This window comes from Roseinatronobacter monicus (assembly GCF_006716865.1).
GTDB lineage: Bacteria > Pseudomonadota > Alphaproteobacteria > Rhodobacterales > Rhodobacteraceae > Roseinatronobacter > Roseinatronobacter monicus.
Genome location: NZ_VFPT01000001.1, coordinates 3,499,392 through 3,524,679 on the forward strand (window position 1 = coordinate 3,499,392; position 25,288 = coordinate 3,524,679).

Below are 25,288 nucleotides of genomic sequence, written 5' to 3' on the forward strand. Positions count from 1 at the left end.
GGGCCGCCCTGTTCCACGCAGGGCTGCAAGGGTATGACCAACATGCATTCAGTCATGATGACAGTGTCGCGCGGTTTGGCGATGGTCGGGGGCATTGTGCTGTCGGCGCTGATCCTGATGACCTGCGTTTCCATTCTTGGCAGACATGCCAGCGCGGCGCTGAATTCTGATCTGGTCCAGACACTGGCCCCCGGCCTTGCGGCATGGATGCTGGGGTTGGGCCTTGGGCCGATCTATGGTGATTATGAATTGACGGAATTGGGCATGGGTTTTGCAGTATTTTGCTTTCTGCCGCTGTGCCAGATCACGTCAGGGCATGCGCGTGTCGATATTTTCACATCTTTTCTGCACGACACAACGAACCGGTGGCTGCGCCTGATTATCGAGGTAATCTTTCTGGGCGCGATTGCGCTGATTGCGTGGCGTCTGTCGATTGGCATGTCCAGCCGGATGCGTACCGGCCAGACGACCTATTTGCTGGAATGGCCGGTCTGGTGGCCCTATGCCGCCTGTATGGTTGCGGCCTCTGCGGCGGTGATTGTTGCGCTGTATATGGTGTATGTTCGGATGCTTGAGGCCGTGACCGGCGCGGACATTATCGGCGAAGGCGGGGAGAGCGAACATTGAGCGCGATGACCATCGGGCTGCTGTCCTTTCCGGCCCTGCTGACCCTGATCTTTCTGCGCGTGCCCATTGGGCTGGCCATGTTCCTTGCAGGGCTGGTCGGGCTGGTGCTGGTGACAGGCAGCACGAACATGCCGTTTTCACGCCTGCAAACCGAAACCTTTACCACCTTTGCCAGCTATTCGCTGTCGATCATCCCGATGTTCCTGTTGATGGGCCATTTCGCCACATTGGGGGGCATGTCTCAGGCGCTGTTCAAGGCCGCCGAGGGGTTTCTGGGCCACCGCAAGGGTGGCGTGGCGATGGCGGCGATTGGCTCCAGCGCGGGGTTTGGGGCGATTTGCGGGTCTTCGCTGGCGACCGCAGCCACAATGGGGCGCGTGGCACTGCCTGAACTCAAGCGCTACGGCTATGCGGGCGGGTTTTCCACAGCGACGCTGGCGGCGGGCGGCACACTGGGCATTTTGATCCCGCCCTCGGTCGTGCTAGTGATTTATGCGATCCTGACCGAGCAGAACATCGCCAAGCTGTTCTTGGCCGCCTTTATTCCCGGTATCATGGCGGCGCTGGGCTATGTGGTTGTGATTTCCATCTATGTGCGGGTGAACCCCGATTCAGCAGGCACGCGCCCGCGTGTCGCCTATGGCGAGCGGTTCCGAGCGCTGGTCAAGGTCTGGCCGGTGATGGTGGTGTTCGGGCTGGTTGTGGGTGGCATTTATGCAGGCTGGTTCACACCGACCGAAGGGGCCGCTGTGGGGGCGTTTGGCACCGGGTTGATTGCATGGGTCAATGGCGGGCTGACCCGCAAGACGCTGGCGGAAAGCTTTTATGTGACAGCACGTTCCAGCGCGATGATCTTTTTCATCATCTTTGGCGCGGCCTTCTATAACGGGTTTCTGGCGTTGACGCAGGTGCCGCAAAGCATTGCCGCATGGGTCGGCGGCTCTGGTTTCAGCCCGATTATGGTGCTGGTCCTGATCTTGTGTTTCTATCTGATCCTTGGGTGCGTGATGGACAGCCTGTCCATGATCCTGCTGACGATCCCGATTTTCTGGCCGATCATGATGGAGCTGGATTTCAACTTCGTCACTATGGCCGATCTACACGCCGCCCGCGCCCGCGAGGCGATCCGCGCCGGGGTCGAGGTCGCGCCGGAAATGCTGCGAAGTATCGAGGCCGCCCTTGGCGCAGGGGCCGAGTTGACGCGCGAGCAGATTCAGGCGCTTGGTTTGCGCCGCGTGAATGAACTGGCGCTGGAGCGTGCGAATATCGAGATGACGGCCATCTGGTTCGGCATTCTGGTGCTGATTGTGGTTGAGGTGGGCCTGATTACGCCACCTGTGGGCATGAACCTGTTTGTCATCAACGCGATGGACCCAAAGACCAAGATCACGGACACCTACCGTGCTGTCATGCCCTTTGTTGCCTCTGATCTGATCCGGGTGGTGGTCCTGGTCGCGTTTCCCGCAATCACGCTGTTCCTGATCTCGGTGTAATACGCAACCAGACTGCGGTTTAGATGCTGGGGCTGCGGCGCGCGGTCTGATGTCAGAAAATGTAAATTCGGAAAATGGCCCCTAAGCGGCCACATTTCTGCCTTCACGGCCAAGCAATCTGACCTTGTTAACCACTTGGAGTGATGAGCCGATGTTCCAATTCTTTTCTGACGCCAGCGCCAGCAAAAGCAGCGATGCCGCACTGCCATTCTTGTCACGTGGCAAGGCCAATGCGATTCCGGTCGACACGCGCGTGAACTCGCGGATTGATCTGCTGTCAGAAAGTCTGGGCGCACGTCTGCCAGAGCGTGGCTATTTCAAACACTGACCTGTAATTCCGGCAGTTCCAGCGCGCCCATAAGGTCGCGCAACTCCTGCCGGGCTGCGATATGAGACATCGTCATGGACTCGGTCCCCAGATCGCGCAGGTCCATCAGTGTCAGCCCCTTGGGGAACAATTCCCGAAACACGACGCGTTCACTGAAACCGGGTGCAAGCCGGAACCCGATACGCCGTGACAACACTTCCAACGCGTCGCCCACCTTGCGCTTGTTATGCATCGCCGTGGTCCCCATCCGGTTGCGCAACACCACCCAGTTCAAAGGTCGTAGCCCTGCCTGTGCGCGGGTCTGGCGCGCCTTCCAGACCATTTCGGAATAGATCGAGGGGGATAAAACCTCGCCGGTTTCGGGGTCTGTGCGCGCAAGCAAATCGAAATCAATGAAACTGTCATTGATCGGGGTGATCAGGGTATCGGCCACTGAATGCGCGAACTGGCTAAGCCGTGTGTAGGAACCGGGGCAATCAATGATGATGTAGTCGCAATCCGCACTCAACGCCTCCAGCGCCGCGCTCATGCGGGCGTCATGCAGTTGCGGCCCGTCGGGCAAGTCGAAATCCGCGACATCGGGCAGGGGCTGAAATCGCGGGCTGGGCAGATCGACGCCCGAGCGTTTGGCCCAGTTGCGCCGGTTCTCGATATAGCGCCCGAAACTCAGCTGGCGCAGGTCCAGATCCATCGCGCCGACACGCTGGCCCATGCGCGCCAGTGCAACCGACACATGCATCGAAACAGTTGATTTTCCACTGCCGCCTTTTTCATTGCCGACTACGATGATATGCGCCATCGTGAATGCCCCGCTAAATTTCCAGACTATGCCTGCGTCCGTCTAGGCTGGCAGCAACGCGGATACAAGCATTCTCATCCATGCGGCCAAAGCTTTGTCGCAAAACAAAAAAGGCGCGGTTTCCCGCGCCTTTCCAAACTGTCATGCGGGTTGGTTTCAGAAACCAAGACCGGCATATTTGTTCTTGAACTTCGACACGCGGCCACCGGTGTCCAGCAGACGGCTGCTGCCGCCATTCCAGGCAGGGTGCACACTTGGATCGACATCCAGCGACAAGGTGTCGCCTTCGGCGCCCCATGTCGATTTCATCTGGACGATGGTGCCATCGGTCATCTTGACGTTGATCAGGTGGTACTCGGGATGAGTCTCGGATTTCATGGCTGCGCTCCTCAGGCTTTCGCGTTAAGCGGGCGGTAGTTGGTCTTTTCGACGATGCGGGCAGATTTACCGCGACGATCGCGCAGATAATACAGTTTCGCACGACGCACACGGCCACGACGTACAACTGCAATGCTGTCGATATTGGTCGAATACAGCGGGAATACGCGTTCCACACCTTCGCCGAACGAGATTTTGCGCACGGTGAAGGACGCTGCGATACCCGCGCCGCCCTTGCGCGCGATGCACACGCCTTCAAAGTTCTGAACCCGCGAGCGCGTGCCCTCGGTCACTTTGTAGCCAACGCGGATGGTGTCGCCCGCCTTGAAATCGGGAATGTCTTTGCCAAGCTCTGCAATCTGCTCGGCTTCTATCTGTGCGATCAGGTTCATCGCAAATCCTCTCATATACACACGGTTTTTCCGTGTCGGTGATGCTGGCCAAGAGCTCTGGTCTTCGACCGGGTCCATCAAAATGCCCGCCAGAGATAGGTCACGCTTGTCTTCTTGTCGCGCCCGATGCCTGATCCTGATGAAGCTGTCAGGTATGGCAACAGGCGTTAGCCTTGGCCGAATCTCGCCCAAGGGTCGCGATCTCATACGGCGCGCGACGCGTTGGGTCAAGGTTTTTGGACGTTAAACCCCCGCAACACGGATGCGTTGCGGGGGTTTCAAATTCACTGATGGCCGGTTCAGGCCATTGCGGCCTTCGCCTTGGCGACAATCTGACCAAAGGCATCGGGCTCGTGCACTGCGAGATCGGCGAGAACCTTGCGGTCCACTTCGATACCAGCCAGCCCCAGTGCGTTGATGAAACGCGAATAGGTCAGGGCGGGATCAATCTCGCGGACTGCGGCGTTGATCCGCTGAATCCACAGGGCGCGGAAGTTCCGCTTGCGAACCTTGCGGTCGCGGGTGGCATATTGGTTGGCTTTGTCCACAGCCTGCGTCGCAGTGCGGAAATTGCGCGAACGCGCGCCGTAATAGCCTTTGGCGGCCTTTACGACCTTGCGATGACGGGCGTGGGTGACTTTGCCGGACGTTACACGTGACATGACAGCTGCTCCTTAGCGATCGTAGGGCATATATTTCTTGACGATGCGCGAATCCTGATCGGACAGGATTGTGTTGCCGCGCGCGTCGCGAATGAATTTCTTGGTCCGCTTGATCATGCCGTGGCGTTTGCCTGCCTGACCTGCCTTGACCTTGCCTGTGGCTGTCATGGAGAAGCGCTTCTTGGCGCCGGATTTGGTCTTCATCTTGGGCATTTCCGTCTCCTTTCGGTGGAGGGTGGTTGATGCGACTCGGCATGCCTCTCGGCCGGCCGCATTCTACTTAGAGCGCGCCGCTTAGCGCAGAACCAAGCGCTGTGCAAGAGCGCCGCCTAGAAAAGCGCGGCAACGCGTGCAACAAACTGGGTTGTCAGGGTCGGAATCTCGGCGATGTGGAACATGCCTTCGGGGCGATCATACGCGACGAAGGCAATCAGAAGAACGCTCAGGATCAAAAGCGACGATGCAAAGACGGGCTTGTGGCCATGCGTCCACGCACTGACGAAACTGACAAAAGCCAGCGGCAACAGGAAAATGCCGGCTAGAAAAAGAGTTTCATGATCCATAATGCACCGAGTTCTTAAAGCGCCAGCTTACTCGGGCTCTCCTGTCATGATCAAGTGCTCAGCGCAGGGGGCGACGCGTAAAATATTGGTTGTGCCCGGCTGGTTGAACGGAATGCCTGCGGTGACAAGGATTTGGTCCTTCTCGGTGGCGAAACCGTATTTGCGCGCAACTCGCACGGCGTTGATGACCGCCTTTTTGAAACGCTCGACATCCCCGGTGATGGTTTCGCAATGCACGCCCCAAACCAGCGCAAGGCGGCGCGCAACCGGCTGGATGGGCGTGATGGCGATGATGGGCACATGCGGGCGCTCGCGCGCGACCAGATTGGCGGTGGTGCCCGATTCCGTGAAACAGCAGATCGCGGCGATATCGGTTTTCTCGGCCAGTTCACGCGCGGCGGCGACCATACCATCGGCGATGGTGTAATGGTTGACCTTGCGCGAGCTGTCGATGATTTCGATATAGGTCGGATCGCTCTCGACCTCGATGGCGACATTGTTCATCGTGGTGACCGCCTCGATCGGGTATTGCCCGGCGGCGGATTCGGCGGACAGCATGATCGCGTCTGCCCCCTCGTAAATGGCCGTCGCCACGTCCGAGACTTCGGCGCGGGTGGGCATCGGGCTTTCGATCATGGATTCCAGCATCTGCGTGGCCACGATCACGGGTTTGGCCGCCGCGCGCGTCCGGCGCACCAGTCGTTTCTGGATGGGCGGCACGTTCTGCACAGGCAATTCCACCCCCAGATCACCGCGTGCGACCATGATACCGTCTGACACCGCCAGAATTTCCTCAAACGCCTTAACCGCCGCGGGCTTCTCGATCTTGGAAATGATCGCGGCGCGGCCTTGGATCAGTTCGCGGGCCTCTGTCACATCGGATGCGCGCTGCACGAAGGACAGGGCCAGCCAGTCGACACCCAGACGGCAGACAAATTCCAGATCCGCGCGGTCTTTGTCGGACAGGGCCGCCAGTGGCAGAACAACGCCCGGCACATTCACGCCTTTGCGGTTGGAAATGGTGCCGCCCACTGTCACGGTGCAATCCGCGAAATCAGGGCCGCAGGTATTTACACGCAGCCGGATTTTGCCGTCATTGACCAACAGGTCTTCGCCCGGCTCCAGCGCTTTGAAGATTTCAGGGTGTGGCAGGTTCACGCGCGTGGCGTCGCCATCTGCCTCATCCAGGTCAAGCCGGAAAGATTGCCCTTCTTCCAGTTCGACCGAAGGTTCGGCAAAGGTGCCGACACGCAGCTTTGGCCCTTGCAGATCGGCCAGAATGGCAATCGGGCGGCCAAGATCAACCTCGATCTGGCGAATGATGGCGTGGCGTGCAGCGATTTCGTCATGGGTGCCATGACTCATGTTCAGGCGAAAGACATCGGCGCCTGCCTCGAACAATGCGCGGATCATTTCATAGCTGGACGAGGACGGGCCGAGCGTGGCCACAATCTTGATCATGCGATGGCGACGCAATGGAGAGGTCATATAGTATCCTTTCTGTCGGCGCAGCGCCGTGTGTCTGGGTCAGCTTACGCAGGGTTTATGACAGGAAGCCGGAAAACCGAAGCCGTTAGCGCAAACAACTATCAGGTCCGGCACGTTTTGCAAGTCTCGTCAGGCTTGACGAAGGTGCGGCGCAAGCGCAGGTTACACGTAACGCACCGGAGTATGAAATATGGATAAACAGACCCGCACAGAATTGGAAGCCGCAGCTTTTCGGACGTTGATGGATCACCTGATGCACAAACGCCCCGATGTCCAGAATATCGACATGATGAACCTGACCGGCTTTTGCCGCAACTGCCTGTCGCGCTGGTATATGGAAGCCGCGAATGCGCGCGGAATCGACATGGACAAAGAGGCGGCGCGCGAAATCGTCTATGGCATGCCCTATGCGGAATGGCGCGACAAATACCAGACCGAGGCAAGCCCCGACAAGCAGGCCGCATTCGAGAAGTCCTTTGCTGAAAACGTCAGTAATCAAAAGCCATAGCAGATGAAACCCGCCGATCAGCTTGCGACCTTCGTGCAGGACGGCTTTCGCGCGGGTCACAGCGCCCAAGACCTGCGCGCCGCGCTGGCGGCTGCGGGCTGGTCGGAGCCCGAGATTGACAATGCATTGGCAGGTTGGGCCGATCATGGCTTGCGCCTGCCGGTGCCACGCCCGCGCCCCTCTGTCAGCGCAGCCGAGGCGGCGACATACGCGCTGCTGTTCTTTGCACTGCTGTCTGTCACTTGGAATGTGGTGGCGCTGGCCTTCTGGCTGGTAGAGATATGGGTGCCCGAGGCCGATGGCAGCACTGGCTATGGGACCGCGCGGTCAATGCGGTGGTCGATTGCGGTGCTTGTGGTGATCTTGCCGCTGTTCTTGTGGTTGCAGGCGCGCACGGATAGAGACGCGCGCGCCAATCCGGGGCAGCTTCGGTCGCCGACGCGCAAGAAATTCGGCGCTATTACCGTGTTTCTTGCGGCGCTTGTGTTGGTGGCGGATTCGATTGCGGTGGTCTTTGCGTTTCTGAATGGCGACATGACGCTGCAATTCCTGATCAAGGCCGCGATTGTGGCGCTGGTGGCGGGGTTGGTCATCGCTTGGTTTCGCAGCTTTCTGGCGGAAGGCTGACATGCGCGCCCCCGCCTTGGTCCTTGTGATCCTAAGCCTTGCCGTGATGATTGGCGCGGTTGCGACCATTGGCGGGCCGGAACAGGCCCGCGCCGAGCGGCGCGATGCGCAGCGTATGACTGACCTTAACGCACTTGGTCGGCATGTGACCTGTCTGCTGGATCAGGAACTGGACCTTGATGATACATCGGATATCTGCCCGCCACCCCCGCGCGTGACCGACCCAAAAACGGATACGCCCTATCAGATCACCCGCACGGCACCTGATATTGTGCGTGTTTGTGCGGAGTTTGAGCGCCCAGCCCGCACCGATACCTTGGCCTACCGCGCCGATTTCGACCGCGACGCGGGCTGCCTGATCCTGCGGCGCACAGAAAGCCGAATACGGGGCTGATAGACCGCAGCGCGCGGGGCCTTTGCGGGTGCCAGCCGTGCCCAGCGGGGCTATTATGTTGACTCAGATTTTGTTTCGCATCACAGTCGTGTGAATATTTTCAGTATGAGTGTTCAGATGGAACTGGGTTTTTTGTATTTTCTGCTCGGTGCAGGCGCCTTGCTTGCGTTCAGCGATTTGCTTGTTTCCTCTAGTTCGACGGCTGACACAGGCACCGGAACATCACCCCCAGACGATGAGGACCCATCTGAGGAGGGCGTGATCTTTGGCACCGAAGATGACGACTATCTGGTCAGTCAGGGGGGCGAAACTGTGTTTGGCCTTGGCGGCGATGATGTTCTGATCACCTACGGCGACAGCATACTTCTGGGCGGCGACGGGAATGACGAGCTTGTCTCTGTCGGCGGTGGCGCAGTGCTCAACGGGGGCGAGGGTGAAGATACCTTTGTAATCAAACTGCTGCCATTGGGTGCCAATTTCGATCTGCTCGGCAGTAATGGCCAACCCGTTGCGCCCACAGTTATCGAGGATTTCAACCCTGATGAGGATCGTCTTGTCCTTGACCTGCGCGACAGTAGTTTTCCGATGTTCGGTGATGACACGGTGCTGTTGACTGGCGTGCCTGCCCCCGATGGCGAAGGGCTGATGATCCAGATCAACGGGGTCAATGTCGTGCAACTGTCCAGCTATGGCAGCGACGACATGCAGGGCGCGCTGGAAGATCTGGTCAACGATTTCGATGCGTTAGAGGTTGTGGGGGCGGCGCTAATTTTTCCTGAAACACCCCCTGCCATGCCGCTTGGGGTTGAAGTGCAGCAATTGCCCGCAACCCCGGATCAAATCTGGGGCGAACAGAGGTTCATTGTCACTGACGACTATGCAGGCGGCGGAGAGCTGAATGACTTTTTCGGGCTCAACCCGGTTCTTGATCTGTCGCAATTCAGCGGGAATGCCGTGATCATGACAGATGAACAAGGCATCATGACGCTGCAAGTGGCCGACACCGATCTGGAGCCGACGGTCCTGACCAAGATCAACAGTATCATCCTTGGTCCGGGCGAGAACGCGATTCATGTATCCGGTATCGGGCTTCAAGTGACGGCGACCGAAGGGACAAACAGCATAAGCAACTGGCGCGGATCGCTTGATCTGACACTGGACGGGGGCACAAATTCGATCTCGATGTTCGATGATGGCATCGTACGGGCGCAGATTTCAGGGGGTGACAATGAATTCATCAATAATGATGGCATCACGACCTTTACTACACTGGCCGAAGGGGCCACGGGCAGCTCCTCTGTCATTGGCGGGAGTACTGTGCTTCGGTTCATGGGCGACACACCCGGCCTGACTGTCACGCTGACGGAAGATGGCGGGGCGGTTGCAGCATGGGCGGGCGGGGCGCTTGACGTGGACCGCGTTGGCAAGCTGACAGTCGGGAACGGCGCCACAGTCGATGCTTCGGCCCGCGATCCATCCTTGTTGCCCGCGACGCCCCTGATATCCGAAGGCCCGGATTCTATTGTGATCGGCAGTGCCGGACCTGACTCTATGTTTGGCCAAGGCAGTTTCTTTGGCGGCGATGGTGATGATGCGATAGAAGTCGATATCTGGCGTGATGGCGGTGCGCGAGTTGATGGCGGCGCGGGAGATGACGTAATCGGCGTCTTGCTGACAAATCCCGGATCAGGAGATGTCGTTCTGACAGGTGGCGAGGGGCGAGATGAATTTGTGATTACGGTTGATTATCCGTCATGGACAGGCGTGGATAGCGTGGTCCGCATTACCGATCTGGAAGATGATGAGCGGATTGAAGTCTATGTAGATGCGTTCTTTGCAACGCCCGACATGCCACAGATACCAATAACAATCATCGAAGACGCAGAGGCGAATGAAGTGCGCATTTTGCTGGACGACCGACCCTTCATCATTCTCGAGAATCGCGCGACCCTTGCGGCCGGTGCATTGACCGTTCGTGATGTTTCGGGCGATTAAACCCAGCTACACGGACCGAAACCCGCCGCTGCATCAGATCGCGGCTTTGCGCGCAAGTTTCTGGCAGGCAGCTCCAGCAACCGATATCGCGGAACGGCGGAGCGGTTCAGTGGGCCAGTGGCACGCTCGGAACAAGCGCCGCCTCTTGTTTTTGCCATATTATGTCATGGATATTCGCATCTTTGGGTGCGTATCCAAGCGGCGCGCGCATCAAGACATGGCGTAGCATTTCCGGGTCAAACCCGGTGCAGGCCGCATGCAGGTCTTTGAGAAGCCTCTGAAGGTCAGCGGGCGGCATCACAAGTTCCGATGCGGTCATGATCCGCGGGTGTTCTGTGCCTTTGGGGGAATTGCTGATCAGCAACTCCTCATAAAGCTTTTCGCCGGATTGCAGGCCTGTGATCTGGATTGCAATATCTTGAACTGTGCCTTCGGGCTGCCCGTTTTCGTCAAGCATGTAGGGGGCCAGTCCATGAAGTCTGATCATTGATTTTGCGAGGTCGAGGATACGGACAGGCTCGCCCATATCCAGAACAAAGACATCCCCGCCGCGGGCCATGGCGCCTGCCTGAATGACCAGTTGCGCGGCTTCGGGAATGGTCATGAAGTATCGTGTGACATCCCGATGGGTCACAGTGACCGGACCACCGCGCTCGATCTGCTCTCGAAATCTGGGAATCACAGAGCCGGACGACCCAAGCACATTCCCAAAACGAACCATCGAGAACACGGTCCCACCTTGGTTCTCTTGTGCCAGTCCCTGACAGATCAGTTCCGCAACGCGCTTGCTGGCACCCATGATATTGGTGGGTCGTACAGTCTTGTCGGTGGAGATCAGTATGAAGTTTTCCACACCGCATTCCGCCGAGGCCTCTGCGATGACTTGCGTGCCGAAAACATTGTTGTGAATGCCCTCGATATTGTTGTGCTCAACGATCGCAACATGCTTGTACGCGGCTGAGTGATACACTGTCTCCACGCCAAATCGGCGCAGGATCGCCCGCATTCGCCTTGGGTTTTGCACCGAGCCCAAGACAGGCACCAACACGGCGGCCGCCTCGCCCCATGTGTCGCGCAAGTCCGTCACCACGTTGTAAAGTGCGATTTCCGACACATCGAGCAAGATCAGGGCTTTGGGTTTCTGCGTCATGATCTGTCGGCAAAGCTCTGCCCCGATCGAGCCGCCCGCACCTGTTACCAAAACGGATTTGCCTGCCAAAGTGCGCTGCATCAGCGTTTTGCTGGCAGGAACAGGATCACGCCCCAAGAGTTCCTCTGGCATGACAGGTCTTAGGTCTGTCAGTTGTGCACGCCCGGACACCACATCGCCGATGCTGGGGATTGTCTTGACCTCTACGCCGAGCGTTTCAAGGCGCGCAACAATGTGCCGCCGCCGCACCCGGCTTAGGCTTGGAAGGGCCAGCAGGACCTCTCGTACGTGGTATTTGGCGATCAGTGATCGAAGGTCCACGGACGGATAGACCCGCACGCCATTGATGGTTGTTCCATGCAAACGTGCGTCATCATCCACCAAGGCAACCGGCAAATATTCAACGCTCAGATATAGGGCTGCAACCAACTGCTGTCCGGCTTTTCCTGCACCATAGATAATCACCGGTGTTGATTTCCGAAGTCCCGGCGCACGCAAGATCGCGCGCGCCCAGAATCGTATGCCACTTACAGCAAGTATAACTGTCATGGCATGTATCATGATGACAGACGGATGCACGGGGACACCGAGTGCAAGTGTTGCAGCCAGCATAACCCCTGCCCCAGCAAATGCGCCAGCAATGACACTGCGAATGGCTCTACCGGTAATATATCGAAGGACCGCCCGATAGAGGCCAAATCTATGAAAAACAAACACGGTGACCGCTACCGAAGGAAGGAAAACAGCCCATGTCTGAGCAGCCCCCAGTTGCGCCGGGGGCGTGCCACTTAGCAGTACCGCCACCACGAAAGATACCGTGATAAGGCAGATATCAATGCAGATATGGATGTTGCGTTTTTCAGTTCGGGCAAGCTGGTCTGGCAGCGAAGTTATTCCGCGCAGCCATTTGCTGCGCGCGAATTTACGCCACCGTCGCATTCGATGTAACGAAAGTTTTGTAATATGGCTTGCCAACATATGGTCATCTACTCTGGTTACACACGACGCCGGTTGCACTGGATGGTGTGAAAAAAATTAGAATACAGTTCATGAAATATAGTTTGGTTATGGCACAGATGGACCCTAAGATGTCAACCCGAACACAATACACATCTTCAAGTTGCGGCATTTCTGGCCGATAATGGTTGTTAATATAGCATCTTTGGCTCGGTATGTGTAAACTTCCCCCCCAAGGTTCAGCGGAACCCCGCCCAACGATGTTCCGTCAGCGTCCTGCCCAACTGTCGCAGTGTCAAAATGCAAGTATCTGCGCCCACACGCAAGTTGCCGACATTACGAAGAAAAACGCGATGTGTTGCCCTTACCCGGCGTGCAGATGATCACCGAACCCTTCTTGCATATTTGGCGCGACGGACGTCGAAACGCCTAGCACACAACGGCCCGCGCTGTTGCCCAAAGACGTCGCACCTCGGTGGGTCTGAACTGGTGTGCCAAGGATGCATTGACCCCGGTGCGTTTACATAGGAGAAGAGAGGCAAGGCTTGGACCGAGGAGTGGGATTTGACTGTCGATTTGAATAGACGTCAGGTGCTGGGCGGAATCGCAGTTCTGACGCTTGGCGGTTGCGCTGTGCCGCGCGGGGCGCCCACCCAACGCGAGGTCTTGGCACGACCCGATGCGGAAGGGGCGGATTTCGCGCTGGAACTCGTGTCCCGCGACCGGCTTGCGCTTTATCCTGCTTGGAATCCGCGCAATGGCCGCATGCGCACGGATTGGCCACAAGGGGGCGGCGTGCCCTCCGATCAGGTGCTCGCACCGGGGGATCGCCTGTCGTTGCGCATCTGGGACCCGGAAGAAAGCTCTCTGATCGCAAGTGCAGAAGCGCCATTTGCCGATATTGCCAACGTTGTTGTTACAGCGGGCGGCAATGTGAGCCTGCCTTATATCGACGAAGTGCAAGTCGGGGGGCTGACAGCCGAGCGCGCGCGCACCAGAATTCAGCAAAGTCTGACCGCGATCATACCTTCAGCACAAGTGCAGCTTGAGGTTAGCGAGGGGCGGCGTAATTCGGCGCAGATGCTGGGCGGTGTTGCAAGCCCCGGAACCTATCCATTGAATGAACGCAATCTGCCCCTGACCAGCTTGATTGCGGCGGCAGGCGGGATTGATACCTCGCTCAAGAACCCGCAAGTGCAGATCATGCGGGGCAGTCAGGTGTTTCGGCGCTCTTGGGAGTTCGTTCTGCAAAGCCCATCCAATGATCCCGCCATTCGTGGCGGCGACCGGGTTTTGATCGAGACGGACCCGCGCAGCTTCAAGGCATTGGGTGCCTCGGAGCGCGAAGAGGTCATCGGTTTTGACAAACAAGATGTCAGTGCGCTGCGGGCCATATCGCTGATGGGCGGCATAGCGGATACCCGCGCCGACCCGCGCGGTTTGCTTGTCTTGCGCCGGTATGACCAAAGCGAGACCTTGCGCGCGGATGGCCCGCCAAACACGCGCGTCGTGTTCAGTTTTGATCTGACGACAGCCAATGGCATGTTCAGCGCGGACGAGTTTCTGATCCAGCCTGACGACATTGTTCTGGCAACGCAGGCACCGGCTGTGACCACGCAACGCGTCCTCACTCTGTTCGGCGCAATCCTTGGATTTGGACGGGCTGTCGGCACCCTGTGACACACAATCCGCGCATTCTGGTTCTGGGGGCCAGCGGGCGTCTTGGCGCGATTCTTCAGCGGCATTGGTACGATACAGAAATTCACCCGATCTGGCAGTTCCGCGCGGCCCCAATCGCGCCGCCACCTTTGGGTGAATATCTGGTTTTCGATCCCCTTGAAGGGCCGCCTGCCCAAACGCCTGTTGATATTGTCTTGGGGCTGGCAGGGATTGTTCCGGGCAAGGGGGCGCTGTCGCGCAACACCGATCTGGCGCTTGCAACTGTCAGATGTGCACATGCGCTTGGGGCACGAAATGTGATGTTGTCATCTTCGGCTGCTGTCTACGGTGTGTCAGAACACCCCCATCGCGAAGACGTGCCAGCATGCCCCCTCTCGGCTTATGGGACGGCAAAGCTTGAAATGGAAATCCAAGCTCTGGCGCTTGCGCAGCACTATGGGATAGAGGCAACGGCGCTGCGGATCGGCAATGTTGCAGGGGCAGATGCGCTGCTTGGCCAATCTGGATCATTCCGCATACTGGACCGGTTCGACAGCGGGCAAGGGCCTGTCCGGTCCTATATCGGACCAAACGGCCTGAGCACCGTTTTGCAGGCTCTGATGCGCAAAGCGTGGTCAGGCGCAACGCTGCCGAAGCATCTCAACATAGCGTTAAAGCGAGGGGTCGCTATGGAAGATCTTTGCCAGGCGGCCGGTCTGGACGTGACATGGCAGCCTGCGCCAGAAACTGCTGTGGAAAAGGTTGTGCTGGATGTCACGCGTCTGGTGGGCTTGGTGCCGGTTCCAGAGGCGCGCGCGAAAGCGGTTGTGGCGGATTGGCGCGCAGACTGGGACAAGCAATGACACCCATAAAACGCCTGTTTGATCTATTGTTTGCCTGCGTTCTGGCACCCGGAGCCGCAGCTTTGATGGTTTTCCTCGCGTGTTGGCTGTGGGTGCGACAGGGGCGCCCAGTCTTTTTTGGCAGTGAACGCATGCGGAGTGTCACACAGCCCTTCACCCTATGGAAATTGCGCAGCATGACAGTGGTTGCGACCGATAGCGGTGTCTCTGGCGGGGACAAGGCCGCACGGGTGACACCTGTAGGGCGGGTCTTGCGCCACACACGACTGGATGAGTTGCCGCAACTGTTCAATATTTTGCGCGGCGATATCAGTTTTGTCGGCCCCCGCCCGCCCTTGCGCCAATATGTCGAACGCTGCCCGGAAATCTATGCGCAAGTGCTGCGCTCAAGACCCGGCGTGACGGGGCTTGCAACGCTTGTCTTTGCATCCCACGAGCAACGCCTGCTGGCCCGCGCGCGCACCCCGGAGGAGACGGATGCCATTTATGTGCGCCTGTGCATTCCGCGCAAGGCACAGATCGACCTGATTTATCAGCGCCGCCGCACAATGCGTCTGGACCTGTGGCTGATCACCCTGACAGTCGCCCGCGTTTTCGGATATGCGCGCATGCGCAGGCTGCCACGCGACTGGAAGGGACTGGCGCGAAAATAGGCCCGCAACCTGACCTCGGTCAGATCGCGGCCTTGCGGCTTTCATCAATATAGATTTCGCGCAAGCGCAGCGCCAGCGGCCCCGGAGTGCCTGCGCCCAGTTTTGCGCCGTCAATTTCCACCACTGGCATGACAAATGTGCTGGCTGAGGTCACGAAGGCCTCATCCGCTGATTTCGCCTCTTCCACGGTGAAGCTGCGCTCTTCGACGGGCATTTGCGCCTCTTGTGCGAACCGCAACACGGCGACGCGGGTGATTCCGTGCAGGATGTCATTGGACAGCGCACGGGTGATGATGCGGCCATCCTTGATGATATAGGCGTTGTTCGACGTGCCTTCGGTGATTTCGCCGTCCTGTACCATCCACGCATCATCTGCGCCTTGCTTGATCGCCATCATCTTGCCCATGCTGGGGTAAAGAAGTTGCACCGTCTTGATATCGCGCCGCCCCCAACGCAGGTCGTCGATGGTGATAACCTTGATGCCCTTTTTCGCTTTCGGGCTGTCGACCAGTGCAGGGTTGGATTGCGTGAACAGCACGACAGTGGGTTTGGTGGTTTCAGGGTCTGGAAACACAAAATCTCGGTCGCCGGGTGCCCCGCGCGTGACTTGCAGATAGATCATCCCCTGATCGACCGCGTTTTGCGCAACAAGCTGGCGATGCACTTCCAACCATGTTTCGCGGTCCATTGGGTTTTCGATGCCCAGCTCGTCCAGGGAGCGCTGCAACCGGGTGAAATGCCCGTCAAAATCGATCAGTTTGCTGTCGATAACGGTCGTGACCTCATAAACGCCATCCGCCATCAGAAACCCGCGGTCAAAGATCGAGATTTTGGCCTCGCCCTCGGGCAGGTAGTCACCATTTACATAGACGGTGCGGCTCATGTCACATTCCTTCGGGCAATTTTCGTACGGCCCCCATGGCCGCCGATGTGGTCAGCGCTGCATAGGCGCGCAGCGCGGTTGTTATTTTGCGAGGGCGTGGTTTGGCGGGTTTCCAGCCTTTTTCGTCCTGTGCGGCGCGGCGCGCAGCAAGGGTTGCGTCATCCACGGCCAGATGAATGGTGCGGTTTGGAATGTCGATCTCGATCAGGTCGCCATCCTCCACCACGCCGATCAGCCCGCCTTCATCGGCTTCGGGGCTGACATGGCCAATCGACAGACCGGATGTGCCGCCTGAGAACCGCCCATCGGTCACCAGTGCGCAATCCTTGCCCAATCCCTTGGATTTCAGATAGCTGGTCGGATACAGCATTTCCTGCATCCCCGGCCCCCCGCGCGGCCCTTCATAGCGGATGATGACAACCTCGCCCGCCTTGACCTTGCCGGTCAGAATGGCGCTGACAGAATCGTCCTGCGACTCGAACACACGCGCAGGGCCGCTGAATTTCAGGATCGACGCGTCCACACCGGCGGTTTTCACAATGCAGCCCTGCTCGGCCAGATTGCCAAACAGCACAGCCAGCCCGCCATCCTGACTGAAGGCATGTGCCTTGGATCGGATCACACCCTTCTCGCGGTCCAGATCGACGCTGCCATAGCGCTTGTCCTGCCCGAACGCCTGCGTGGTGCGCACGCCGCCCGGTGCCGCGCGGTAGAAATCATGCACATCGGGGTCACTGGTCCGCGACACATCCCACATATCGAGGGCCATGCTCATGGTTTTGCTGTGAACTGTGGGCAAATCTGCGTGCAACAGGCCTGCGCGGTCCAGTTCGCCCAGAATCGACATGATCCCGCCTGCGCGGTGCACATCTTCCATATGCACATCATCCTTTGCGGGCGCGACCTTGCACAGGCAGGGCACGCGCCGCGACAGGCGGTCGATATCTTGCATGGTGAAGTCAATCTCGCCCTCATGTGCGGCGGCCAGCAGGTGCAGCACTGTGTTGGTTGACCCACCCATCGCAATATCCAGCGACATGGCATTCTCGAACGCCTTGAAAGACGCGATATTGCGCGGCAACGCGCTTTCGTCATCCTGCTCATAATAGCGCTTGGCCAGTTCCACGATCAGATGACCCGCCCGCAAGAACAGCTTCTTGCGGTCCGCATGTGTGGCAAGGGTCGAGCCGTTGCCGGGTAGCGACAGGCCCAAGGCTTCGGTCAGGCAGTTCATGGAATTGGCAGTGAACATGCCCGAACACGACCCGCAGGTCGGGCAGGCGGCTTCCTCAATCGCCTGCACTTGCGCGTCGGTATACTTGTCATCGGCTGCTGCAACCATCGCATCGACCAGATCCAGTGCCTTGTCCACGCCATCGACGTCGATCTTGCCCGCCTCCATCGGTCCGCCGGACACGAAGATCACCGGTATATTCAGGCGCATCGCTGCCATCAGCATGCCGGGGGTGATCTTGTCGCAATTGGAAATGCACACCATCGCATCGGCGCAATGGGCATTGACCATATATTCGACCGAATCAGCGATGACTTCGCGCGAGGGCAGGGAATACAGCATCCCGTCATGGCCCATCGCAATGCCGTCATCGACCGCAATGGTGTTGAATTCCTTGGCGACACCGCCCGCTTTTTCCACCTCGCGCGCGACCATCTGGCCCAGATCTTTCAGGTGCACATGGCCCGGCACGAACTGGGTAAAGCTGTTCACAATGGCAATGATCGGCTTGTCCCAATCGCCATCTTTCATGCCTGTGGCACGCCAAAGACCACGGGCCCCGGCCATGTTGCGACCATGTGTTGTCGTGCGCGAACGGTATCTTGGCATAGGGCTGTCCTCCAAATTCGCGCAATGCATAGCGCATGCTTAAAGCTTGGGAAAGAGGGGTCAGCCCCAAAGCGCAGGCATGGAGGGATGCACGCCTTTTGCGTCGAATAACAACGGCACCGCACGATCTTCGGCCAGCAACAACGGTCCATCCAGATCAACCACCTCCGCGCCCTGCGCCACCAGAACGGCAGGGGCCATGGCCAGGGAACTGCCGACCATACAGCCGACCATCACCTTGAACCCTTGCGCGCGCGCCGCGTCGCGCAGGGCCAACGCCTCGGTCAGGCCGCCGGTCTTGTCGAGCTTGATATTGACCATGTCATATTTGCCGCGCAAGGCAGGCAGGCTGGCGCGGTCATGGCAGGATTCGTCTGCGCAGACAGGCAAGGGGCGGGCGATCTCGGCCAGCATATCATCCGCGCCCGCAGGCAAGGGCTGCTCCACCAGCGCCACGCCCAGACGCAGCAGATGCGGGGCCAGATCACTGTAAACTTCGGCGCTCCAACCTTCATTGGCGTCAATGATGATGCGTGTGTCGGGCGCGCCGCGCCGCACGGCTTCCAGCCGGGGCATATCATCCGGCGTGCCCAGCTTGATCTTCAGAAGCGGTCTGTGCGCGTGCTTGCGCGCGGCAAGCTCCATCTTCTCGGGACTGTCCAGCGACAAGGTAAAGGCCGTAATCATGGGCCCCGGCGCACCCAGCCCGGCCAATTCCCAGACGCGCGTGCCAGTGGCTTTCGCCTCCCAATCCCATAGCGCGCAATCAACAGCGTTGCGCGCTGCCCCCGCAGGCAGCGCGTCTTGCAACGCGGCCCGCGACAGGTCCGACGGCAACCCCTCAATCTGCGCGCGCACCGAGGCCAGCGTTTCGCCATAGCGCGCATAAGGCACGCATTCGCCGCGCCCATGCGCGCCCTCCCGCGACAACTCCACCGTCAGCACATCCGCATGGGTGCGCGATCCGCGCGCGATGGTGAACACCTCGGCCAGCGCGAAACGATCGTCAGAGACATTCAACATGCCAACTCCATTTTCTTGCCCAAAATACTCTGGGGTGAATTGAGCCGAAGGCGAAAGAGGGGCAAAGCCCCTCAAACTTCCGCCAGCGCATCCACCAGACGCGCAGCGCCATGGCGGAACGGGTCCACAGTCGGCAGGCCCATGCGCGCTTCAACCTGTTCGCAATAGTCCAGCGCCTCTTGCTCTGACATGGCGGCGGTGTTGATCGAAATGCCCACCACCTGACAGGCAGGGTTTGCCACGCGCGCCAGATGCAGGGCAGTGTCGCGCAGGTCTTCCAGCGAGGGCAGGGCATAGCCGGGCAGGCCGCGCATATGCGTGCGTGTCGGCTCGTGGCTCAGGATCAGCGCGTCGGGCTGGCCGCCATGGATCAGCGCCATGGTCACACCGGAATAGGAGACATGAAACAGCGATCCCTGCCCCTCGATCAGGTCCCAATGGTCGGGGTCATTGTCCGGCGTCAGCCATTCCACCGATCCGGCCATGAAATCGGCGATCACCGCATCCAGCGGCACACCGTCGCCGGTAATCAGAATGCCGGTCTGGCCTGTGGCGCGGAAACTGGCTTTCATGCCGCGCGCGATCATCTCGCGTTCCATGCACAGCGAGGTGTACATCTTGCCAGCAGAACAGTCGGTGCCCACAGCAAGGCAGCGCTTGCCGGTGCGTTTCTCGCCATTGGCGATGGGATATTTGACGGCAGGCACGCGCACGTCATGCAAGCTGCGGCCCGTGGCTTCGGCCACGGCTTTCAGGTCAGGCTCGTCGCGCAGCAGGTTGTGCAGGCCAGAGGCCAGATCAAACCCTTCCTCAAGTGCGGTGACCAGCACCTTTTTCCATGCGGCCGAAATGATCCCGCCCCGGTTCGCAACCCCGATAACAAGGGTCTTGGCACCCGCGGCCTTGGCCTCGGCCAAAGTCATGTCGGGCAGGCGCATATCGGCCTTGCAGCCCTCCATGCGCAATTGTCCTACGGCGAATTCAGGCCGCCAATCCTTGATGCCTTGGGCAACCTTGGCCGCCAAAGGGTCGGGCGCATCGCCCAGAAACAGCAGATAGGGGGTCTGAATCATGGCAGGCTCCGTTATGAAACATTATATCGAGCGGCAGTCTTGCGCGATTTACATTGAATGTTATCGTTTTTTCCGGGGTGAATACCAGAAACTTGCGCAGGTTCTTCGGTGTTTTGGGTGTTCTGCGCAGGAAATATGCACAGCTATCGCGGCGCTGCGGCAAATTTACTTCGCAGGTGCAGAACGCGCCTTGCACGTATCCGCGCAACAATATATCCCCAGGCGCGAGATAATTGACATTTCCTGACCCAAAGGTGACGCATGAGCTTTCGCATTCAGCCCACACCCGCAGCCCGCCCCAACCGCTGCCAGCTTTTCGGCCCCGGTTCACGCACCGCGCTGTTTGCCAAAATGGCGGCGTCTGATGCGGATGTGATCAATCTGGATCTGGAAGATTCGGTTGCCCCGTCCGACAAGGACAGCGCGCGCGCCAACATCATCGCGGCCACGCATGAGGTGGATTGGGGCAGCAAATATCTGTCCGTGCGGATCAACGGGCTGGATACACCGTTCTGGTACCGGGATGTCGTGGAATTGCTGGAACAGTCCAGCGACCGGCTGGACCAGATCATGATACCAAAGGTGGGGTGTGCGGCGGATGTCTACGCGGTCGACGCGCTTGTCACCAGCATCGAGGCGGCAAAGGGCCGCAAAAAGCGCATCAGCTTTGAGGTGATTATCGAATCCGCCGCCGGGATCGCGCATGTGGAAGAGATTGCCGCTTCCAGCCCGCGCTTGCAGGCGATGAGCTTGGGCGCGGCTGATTTCGCGGCATCAATGGGCATGTCGACCACAGGCATCGGCGGGACGCAGGAAAATTACTACATGCTGCGCGAAGGTGCGCAATATTGGTCCGATCCGTGGCATTGGGCGCAGTCGGCCATCGTGGCGGCCTGCCGCACGCACGGGGTTTTGCCTGTCGATGGCCCGTTTGGCGATTTCAGCGATGATGAGGGCTTTCGCGCGCAAGCGCGGCGCTCGGCCACGCTGGGCATGGTGGGCAAATGGGCGATCCACCCCAAACAGGTGGCCTTGGCGAATGAGGTTTTCACCCCATCTGACGCTGCCGTGGCAGAAGCGCGCGAAATTCTGGAGGCAATGGAAGCCGCGAAAGCCCGCGGCGAGGGGGCCACGGTTTACAAGGGGCGGCTGGTCGATATTGCCTCGATCAAACAAGCCGAAGTGATTGTGCGGCAATCCGAGATGATTGCGGGCTGACAGTTTTTTCCCGACAAGGGGAGGTGTGGGGGAACAAAGAGGGGCGCGGCATTTGCCGCGCCCCTCTTTGTTCCCCCACTTGCAGCGCCCGACGCTGCGCGTCGGGCGCGCCGCATGGCTTGCGCCATTCGCGGCCTGCTACATCTCTTCGACCATCACCACACCGCCCAGCGATTTCACAGCACCCTTGATCTGCGGTGTGATGGCAAACATCTGCCCGGTGTCGATGTCATATTCCTGACCCTTTGCCAGATCGGTCACGCAAAACCACAGCGGCCCGCGCGACCGCGCAGGCCCGTCTTTGTAGCGTGCCAGCAATGACGCAACCGAGGTGATGGCATCCGGCGACTCGATATGAATGCGCAAACCCGCCGCCCCTGCATCGGCGACAACGGAATCCACCGGTTGCACACCGCGCGCCAGCAGCTTGAGGGTTTCCGCTTCCATCGTTGCCTCGACGGTCAGGACAACATTTTGGCCTGCTTCCAGATACTGGCGACCGGCTTCCAGCGTGTCAGAGAAGACGGTCACTTCATACAGCCCAGTCGGGTCGGACAGTTGCACAAAGGCGAAGCGGTTGCCGCGCGCCGATTTGCGTTCCTGCCGACCGGACACTGCGCCCGCGATTCTGGCCACAAACGCCCCGCCTGCGGCTTTCTTCTCGACCTCGGCCAAGGTCAGGATTTGTTTGCGCTTCAGCGGGCCCGCGTAATCATCCAGCGGATGGCCGGACAGATAAAAGCCCACAGCCAGATGTTCATGGCTCAGCCGTTCGGTTGGCAACCAGTCATCGACGGCGGCAAGGCGCGGCTCTGGGATGTCTTCGCCCGCTTCGCCAAACAGCGACACCTGATTGGAGGCGCGCGCTTCGTGGATTGCGGCGGAATAGGTGACCAGACCGTCAAGGCTGTCAAACACGCGGCGGCGATTGCGCTCTAACTGGTCAAAGGCACCTGCGCGCGCCAGCATTTCCAGCGGGCGCTTGCCCACGCGTTTCAGGTCCACGCGCCGCGCAAGGTCGAACAGGGTGGCAAAGGGTTTGTCACCGCGCGCCGCCACGATCAGGCGCATGGCCTCGACGCCCACATTCTTGAGCGCGCCAAGGCCGTAAACCAGCGCGCCATTTTGCACATCGAACCGCGCACGAGAGCGGTTGACGCAAGGGGGCACGACCTCAATCTCCAACCGGTCTACTTCGCGTTTATAGACCGCAAGCTTGTCGGTCAGGTGCAAGTCGCAATTCATCACACCGGCCATGAATTCGACCGGGTAATTCGCCTTCAGATAGGCGGTCTGATAGCTGACCACGGCATAGGCGGCGGCGTGGGATTTGTTGAAGCCGTAATTGGCAAATTTCTCCAATAGGTCGAAGACTTCGCCTGCCTTTTTTTCATCAACCCCGTTGGAAATGGCCCCTTTCACGAATTTGGGGCGTTCCTTGGCCATTTCTTCGGCAATTTTCTTGCCCATGGCGCGGCGCAGAAGGTCGGCACCGCCGAGCGAATACCCGGCCATCACCTGCGCGATCTGCATCACTTGTTCCTGATAGACGATAATACCTTGGGTTTCTTCCAGAATGAAATCAATCGAAGGGTGGATCGACTCCAGTGGCTTCAACCCGTTCTTCACCTCGCAATAGGTAGGAATATTCTCCATCGGGCCGGGGCGATATAGCGCCACAAGGGCGACGATATCCTCGATACAGGTCGGTTTCATGCGCCGCAGTGCATCCATCATGCCCGAACTTTCCACCTGAAACACGGCGACAGTACGGGCGGAGGCATAAAGCTTGTAGGTCGCCTCATCATCCAGTGGAATGGCCGAGATATCCAGATCAACCCCGCGACGGCGCAGCACCTCGATGGCGTTTTGAATAACCGTCAGGGTTTTCAGGCCCAGAAAGTCGAATTTCACCAACCCCGCCTGTTCGACCCATTTCATGTTGAATTGCGTAGCGGGCATGTCAGAGCGCTGGTCGCGATAGAGCGGCACCAGTTCGTCCAGCGGACGGTCGCCAATGACAACACCGGCCGCATGGGTCGACGCGTTGCGCAACAGCCCCTCGACTTTTTGCGCATGTGTCAGAAGCCGGTCTACAACCTCTTCTGATTTTGCCATCTCGCGCAAGCGCGGCTCGTCTGCCAGTGCCTTTTCGATGCTGACAGGCTTCACCCCCTCAACCGGGATCAGCTTGGACAGTTTGTCGACTTGCCCATAGGGCAGCTGCAACACGCGTCCGATATCGCGCACCGCCGCCTTGGACAGCAGCGCCCCAAAGGTGATGATCTGGCCCACTTTGTCATGACCGTATTTTTCCTGAGTGTAGCGGATCACCTCTTCGCGACGGTCCATGCAGAAGTCGATGTCGAAATCCGGCATGGACACACGTTCGGGGTTCAGGAACCGCTCGAACAGCAGCGCATAACGCAGCGGGTCAAGGTCAGTGATGGTCAGCGCATAGGCGACCAGACTGCCCGCCCCGGACCCGCGACCGGGGCCAACAGGAATGTCATTGTCCTTGGCCCATTTGATGAAATCGGCCACGATCAGGAAGTAACCGGGAAAGCCCATTCCCTCGATGATACCCAACTCGAATTCCAGCCGCGCCTCGTATTCTGCGACCGGGGCGGCGTGGGGAATGACTGCCAGCCGCGCGTCCAGTCCGGCCTTGGCCTGGCGGCGCAGTTCCTGCACCTCGTCATCGGCGAAACGTGGCAGGATGGGCGCGCGTTTCTCGGCCTTGTAAGCGCAGCGCTGGGCGATCTCGACCGTGTTTTCCAACGCCTCTGGCAGATCGGCGAACAGCGCGGCCATTTCCTCGGGCGATTTCAGGTAGTGCTGCGGTGTCAGGCGGCGGCGGGGTGCTGCCTGATCGACATAGGTGCCATCCTTGATGCACAGCAGGGCATCATGCGCCTCATACATCTCGGGTTTCGGGAAATAGGCGTCATTTGTGGCGACCAGCGGTAGCTCTAGCGCATAGGCCATGTCGACAAAGGCGCGCTCAGTCACGCGCTCTGCTTCCATCATCTGGCCATCGCCATCGGCATGGCGCTGCAATTCGACATAAAGCCGGTTCGGAAAGGTCGCGTCCAGTCGCTCCATCAGTGCACGGGCTTTCGGCATCTGGTTGGTCTGGATCAGCTTGCCCACCGCGCCCTCGGCCCCGCCAGACAGGCAGATCAGACCTTCGGAATACTGATCCAGTTCTTCCAGCGTGACCTGCGGGACGGGCCGGTCCTTAGGCAGATACAGGCAGGAATTCAGCTTCATCAGGTTCATATAGCCGCGCTCGGACTGTGCCAGCAGCACAACGGGCGCGGGCATCCGCAGCTTTTCTCCCGGTGCGGGCGGGTCATAGGCGACTGATATCTGACAGCCCAGAATGGGTTGCAGCCCCGTGGTTGCGGCCAGAACGGAAAATTCCAGTGCGGCGAACATATTGTCGGTATCGGTCACTGCAATGGCTGGATAGCCCTTGGCAACACTGTCTTTTACCAGTTTCTTAAGCGGGAGTGCGCCCTCTAGCAGGGAATATTCCGTGTGGGTGCGCAGGTGAATGAAGCGAGGTGTTTGGGTCATGGCGAGAGTATAGGCTGCGCGGACGAGGCAGGAAAGGGATCAATGATTATCAATGAGGCATTGATTCAGTCTCGCCGGTCTGAGATTAGTTTTTCCTTGTGTCACAGCGCTCATACGGCTTTGCTGACAC

Annotated in this window: 24 protein-coding genes; 11 read left to right on the forward strand and 13 right to left on the reverse strand. The window is 59.0% G+C overall.

The window, feature by feature from the left end; genetic code table 11:
• The first annotated feature begins 42 nt into the window (after positions 1-42).
• From BD293_RS16625 to BD293_RS22765, 3 genes are all read left to right on the forward strand, one after another.
• The gene (locus BD293_RS16625; RefSeq protein WP_142083685.1) at positions 43-627 is read left to right on the forward strand and encodes a TRAP transporter small permease; all 585 of its coding nucleotides are present in this window, start codon (positions 43-45) and stop codon (positions 625-627) included.
• A complete protein-coding gene (locus BD293_RS16630; protein WP_142083686.1) occupies positions 624-2,120 on the forward strand; it encodes a TRAP transporter large permease in 1,497 nt (498 codons plus the stop codon). The genes BD293_RS16625 and BD293_RS16630 overlap by 4 nt, the downstream gene beginning before the upstream one ends.
• A gap of 151 nt (positions 2,121-2,271) precedes the next feature.
• Complete coding sequence (locus BD293_RS22765) at positions 2,272-2,448, forward strand: hypothetical protein (RefSeq protein WP_170207169.1); 177 nt, start codon at positions 2,272-2,274, stop codon at positions 2,446-2,448.
• Here the strand turns inward: BD293_RS22765 and BD293_RS16635 are convergent.
• From BD293_RS16635 to pyk, 7 genes are all read right to left on the reverse strand, one after another.
• Complete coding sequence (locus tag BD293_RS16635; protein ID WP_142083687.1) at positions 2,438-3,247, reverse strand: division plane positioning ATPase MipZ; 810 nt, start codon at positions 3,245-3,247, stop codon at positions 2,438-2,440. The two genes, BD293_RS22765 and BD293_RS16635, sit on opposite strands and share 11 nt — an antisense overlap.
• Positions 3,248-3,403: 156 nt before the next feature.
• On the reverse strand, positions 3,404-3,625 hold the full coding sequence (gene rpmE, locus BD293_RS16640) for a 50S ribosomal protein L31 (protein ID WP_142083688.1): 222 nt from the start codon (positions 3,623-3,625) through the stop codon (positions 3,404-3,406).
• Between the two features lie 11 nt (positions 3,626-3,636).
• Positions 3,637-4,017, reverse strand: coding sequence for a 50S ribosomal protein L19 (rplS, locus tag BD293_RS16645; protein WP_142083689.1), 381 nt, complete (start codon positions 4,015-4,017; stop codon positions 3,637-3,639).
• Positions 4,018-4,316: 299 nt separating this feature from the next.
• Entirely contained in the window at positions 4,317-4,679 is a 363-nt protein-coding gene (gene rplT, locus BD293_RS16650) for a 50S ribosomal protein L20 (protein WP_142083690.1), read from the reverse strand.
• A 12-nt stretch (positions 4,680-4,691) separates the two neighbouring features.
• Positions 4,692-4,892 (reverse strand): 50S ribosomal protein L35, encoded by a 201-nt coding sequence (gene rpmI, locus BD293_RS16655; RefSeq protein ID WP_071479910.1) that lies wholly within the window; start codon positions 4,890-4,892, stop codon positions 4,692-4,694.
• 116 nt (positions 4,893-5,008) lie between these two features.
• Positions 5,009-5,242 carry a hypothetical protein gene (locus tag BD293_RS16660; protein WP_142083693.1) on the reverse strand — a complete coding sequence of 78 codons (234 nt, stop codon included), beginning with the start codon at positions 5,240-5,242 and terminating at the stop codon, positions 5,009-5,011.
• A gap of 27 nt (positions 5,243-5,269) precedes the next feature.
• Entirely contained in the window at positions 5,270-6,718 is a 1,449-nt protein-coding gene (pyk, locus tag BD293_RS16665; protein ID WP_142084698.1) for a pyruvate kinase, read from the reverse strand.
• 202 nt (positions 6,719-6,920) lie between these two features.
• Here pyk and BD293_RS16670 point away from each other — a divergent pair, with 202 nt between their 5' ends.
• The 4 genes from BD293_RS16670 (at position 6,921) to BD293_RS16685 (ending at position 10,254) form a co-directional block, all read left to right on the forward strand.
• A complete protein-coding gene (locus BD293_RS16670) occupies positions 6,921-7,238 on the forward strand; it encodes a DUF1244 domain-containing protein (protein ID WP_142083695.1) in 318 nt (105 codons plus the stop codon).
• Positions 7,239-7,241: 3 nt separating this feature from the next.
• Entirely contained in the window at positions 7,242-7,865 is a 624-nt protein-coding gene (locus tag BD293_RS16675; protein ID WP_142083698.1) for a DUF5671 domain-containing protein, read from the forward strand.
• 1 nt (position 7,866) lies between these two features.
• Positions 7,867-8,259, forward strand: a complete 393-nt coding sequence (locus tag BD293_RS16680; protein WP_142083700.1) for a hypothetical protein — start codon at positions 7,867-7,869, stop codon at positions 8,257-8,259.
• Positions 8,260-8,364: 105 nt separating this feature from the next.
• Entirely contained in the window at positions 8,365-10,254 is a 1,890-nt protein-coding gene (locus BD293_RS16685; RefSeq protein ID WP_142083702.1) for a calcium-binding protein, read from the forward strand.
• A 106-nt stretch (positions 10,255-10,360) separates the two neighbouring features.
• Here BD293_RS16685 and BD293_RS16690 read toward each other — a convergent pair whose 3' ends face one another.
• On the reverse strand, positions 10,361-11,953 hold the full coding sequence (locus BD293_RS16690; RefSeq protein WP_246086336.1) for a polysaccharide biosynthesis protein: 1,593 nt from the start codon (positions 11,951-11,953) through the stop codon (positions 10,361-10,363).
• Positions 11,954-12,925: 972 nt separating this feature from the next.
• On the opposite strand from BD293_RS16690, the gene BD293_RS16695 reads away from it, so the two are divergent.
• Genes BD293_RS16695 through BD293_RS16705 form a run of 3 tightly spaced genes read left to right on the forward strand, consistent with a single transcriptional unit; the run spans position 12,926 to position 15,536 of the window.
• Positions 12,926-14,041 carry a polysaccharide biosynthesis/export family protein gene (locus tag BD293_RS16695; RefSeq protein ID WP_142083706.1) on the forward strand — a complete coding sequence of 372 codons (1,116 nt, stop codon included), beginning with the start codon at positions 12,926-12,928 and terminating at the stop codon, positions 14,039-14,041.
• Entirely contained in the window at positions 14,038-14,883 is an 846-nt protein-coding gene (locus BD293_RS16700; RefSeq protein WP_170207170.1) for an NAD-dependent epimerase/dehydratase family protein, read from the forward strand. The genes BD293_RS16695 and BD293_RS16700 overlap by 4 nt, the downstream gene beginning before the upstream one ends.
• Positions 14,880-15,536: a sugar transferase gene (locus tag BD293_RS16705; RefSeq protein WP_142083711.1), complete on the forward strand. Its 657-nt coding sequence runs from the start codon at positions 14,880-14,882 to the stop codon at positions 15,534-15,536. Before BD293_RS16700 ends, BD293_RS16705 begins: the two co-directional genes overlap by 4 nt.
• A 19-nt stretch (positions 15,537-15,555) precedes the next feature.
• On the opposite strand, the gene BD293_RS16710 is transcribed toward BD293_RS16705, so the two are convergent.
• From BD293_RS16710 to dgcN, 4 genes are all read right to left on the reverse strand, one after another.
• Positions 15,556-16,419: a D-amino-acid transaminase gene (locus BD293_RS16710; protein ID WP_142083713.1), complete on the reverse strand. Its 864-nt coding sequence runs from the start codon at positions 16,417-16,419 to the stop codon at positions 15,556-15,558.
• A 1-nt stretch (position 16,420) separates the two neighbouring features.
• A complete protein-coding gene (gene ilvD, locus BD293_RS16715) occupies positions 16,421-18,262 on the reverse strand; it encodes a dihydroxy-acid dehydratase (RefSeq protein ID WP_142083716.1) in 1,842 nt (613 codons plus the stop codon).
• Between the two features lie 60 nt (positions 18,263-18,322).
• Positions 18,323-19,285 carry an N-acetyl-D-Glu racemase DgcA gene (gene dgcA / locus BD293_RS16720; protein WP_142083719.1) on the reverse strand — a complete coding sequence of 321 codons (963 nt, stop codon included), beginning with the start codon at positions 19,283-19,285 and terminating at the stop codon, positions 18,323-18,325.
• Positions 19,286-19,356: 71 nt separating this feature from the next.
• A complete protein-coding gene (gene dgcN, locus BD293_RS16725) occupies positions 19,357-20,358 on the reverse strand; it encodes an N-acetyltransferase DgcN (RefSeq protein ID WP_142083721.1) in 1,002 nt (333 codons plus the stop codon).
• Between the two features lie 261 nt (positions 20,359-20,619).
• Here dgcN and BD293_RS16730 point away from each other — a divergent pair, with 261 nt between their 5' ends.
• Positions 20,620-21,576 carry an L-malyl-CoA/beta-methylmalyl-CoA lyase gene (locus tag BD293_RS16730; protein ID WP_142083724.1) on the forward strand — a complete coding sequence of 319 codons (957 nt, stop codon included), beginning with the start codon at positions 20,620-20,622 and terminating at the stop codon, positions 21,574-21,576.
• Positions 21,577-21,714: 138 nt separating this feature from the next.
• Here the strand turns inward: BD293_RS16730 and dnaE are convergent, their stop codons facing one another.
• Complete coding sequence (dnaE, locus tag BD293_RS16735) at positions 21,715-25,158, reverse strand: DNA polymerase III subunit alpha (protein WP_142083726.1); 3,444 nt, start codon at positions 25,156-25,158, stop codon at positions 21,715-21,717.
• Positions 25,159-25,288 lie beyond the last annotated feature (130 nt).

Excerpts from the sequence above, each read along its gene's own strand:
- BD293_RS16625 (WP_142083685.1), top strand. The coding sequence starts at position 43 with ATGCATTCAGTCATGATGACAGTGTCGCGCGGTTTGGCGATGGTCGGG.
- BD293_RS22765 (WP_170207169.1), top strand. The coding sequence starts at position 2,272 with ATGTTCCAATTCTTTTCTGACGCCAGCGCCAGCAAAAGCAGCGATGCC.
- BD293_RS16635 (WP_142083687.1), bottom strand. The coding sequence starts at position 3,247 with ATGGCGCATATCATCGTAGTCGGCAATGAAAAAGGCGGCAGTGGAAAA.
- rpmE (WP_142083688.1), bottom strand. The coding sequence starts at position 3,625 with ATGAAATCCGAGACTCATCCCGAGTACCACCTGATCAACGTCAAGATG.
- rplS (WP_142083689.1), bottom strand. The coding sequence starts at position 4,017 with ATGAACCTGATCGCACAGATAGAAGCCGAGCAGATTGCAGAGCTTGGC.
- rplT (WP_142083690.1), bottom strand. The coding sequence starts at position 4,679 with ATGTCACGTGTAACGTCCGGCAAAGTCACCCACGCCCGTCATCGCAAG.
- rpmI (WP_071479910.1), bottom strand. The coding sequence starts at position 4,892 with ATGCCCAAGATGAAGACCAAATCCGGCGCCAAGAAGCGCTTCTCCATG.
- BD293_RS16660 (WP_142083693.1), bottom strand. The coding sequence starts at position 5,242 with ATGGATCATGAAACTCTTTTTCTAGCCGGCATTTTCCTGTTGCCGCTG.
- BD293_RS16670 (WP_142083695.1), top strand. The coding sequence starts at position 6,921 with ATGGATAAACAGACCCGCACAGAATTGGAAGCCGCAGCTTTTCGGACG.
- BD293_RS16675 (WP_142083698.1), top strand. The coding sequence starts at position 7,242 with ATGAAACCCGCCGATCAGCTTGCGACCTTCGTGCAGGACGGCTTTCGC.
- BD293_RS16680 (WP_142083700.1), top strand. The coding sequence starts at position 7,867 with ATGCGCGCCCCCGCCTTGGTCCTTGTGATCCTAAGCCTTGCCGTGATG.
- BD293_RS16685 (WP_142083702.1), top strand. The coding sequence starts at position 8,365 with ATGAGTGTTCAGATGGAACTGGGTTTTTTGTATTTTCTGCTCGGTGCA.
- BD293_RS16690 (WP_246086336.1), bottom strand. The coding sequence starts at position 11,953 with ATGACAGTTATACTTGCTGTAAGTGGCATACGATTCTGGGCGCGCGCG.
- BD293_RS16705 (WP_142083711.1), top strand. The coding sequence starts at position 14,880 with ATGACACCCATAAAACGCCTGTTTGATCTATTGTTTGCCTGCGTTCTG.
- BD293_RS16710 (WP_142083713.1), bottom strand. The coding sequence starts at position 16,419 with ATGAGCCGCACCGTCTATGTAAATGGTGACTACCTGCCCGAGGGCGAG.
- ilvD (WP_142083716.1), bottom strand. The coding sequence starts at position 18,262 with ATGCCAAGATACCGTTCGCGCACGACAACACATGGTCGCAACATGGCC.
- dgcA (WP_142083719.1), bottom strand. The coding sequence starts at position 19,285 with ATGTTGAATGTCTCTGACGATCGTTTCGCGCTGGCCGAGGTGTTCACC.
- dgcN (WP_142083721.1), bottom strand. The coding sequence starts at position 20,358 with ATGATTCAGACCCCCTATCTGCTGTTTCTGGGCGATGCGCCCGACCCT.
- BD293_RS16730 (WP_142083724.1), top strand. The coding sequence starts at position 20,620 with ATGAGCTTTCGCATTCAGCCCACACCCGCAGCCCGCCCCAACCGCTGC.
- dnaE (WP_142083726.1), bottom strand. The coding sequence starts at position 25,158 with ATGACCCAAACACCTCGCTTCATTCACCTGCGCACCCACACGGAATAT.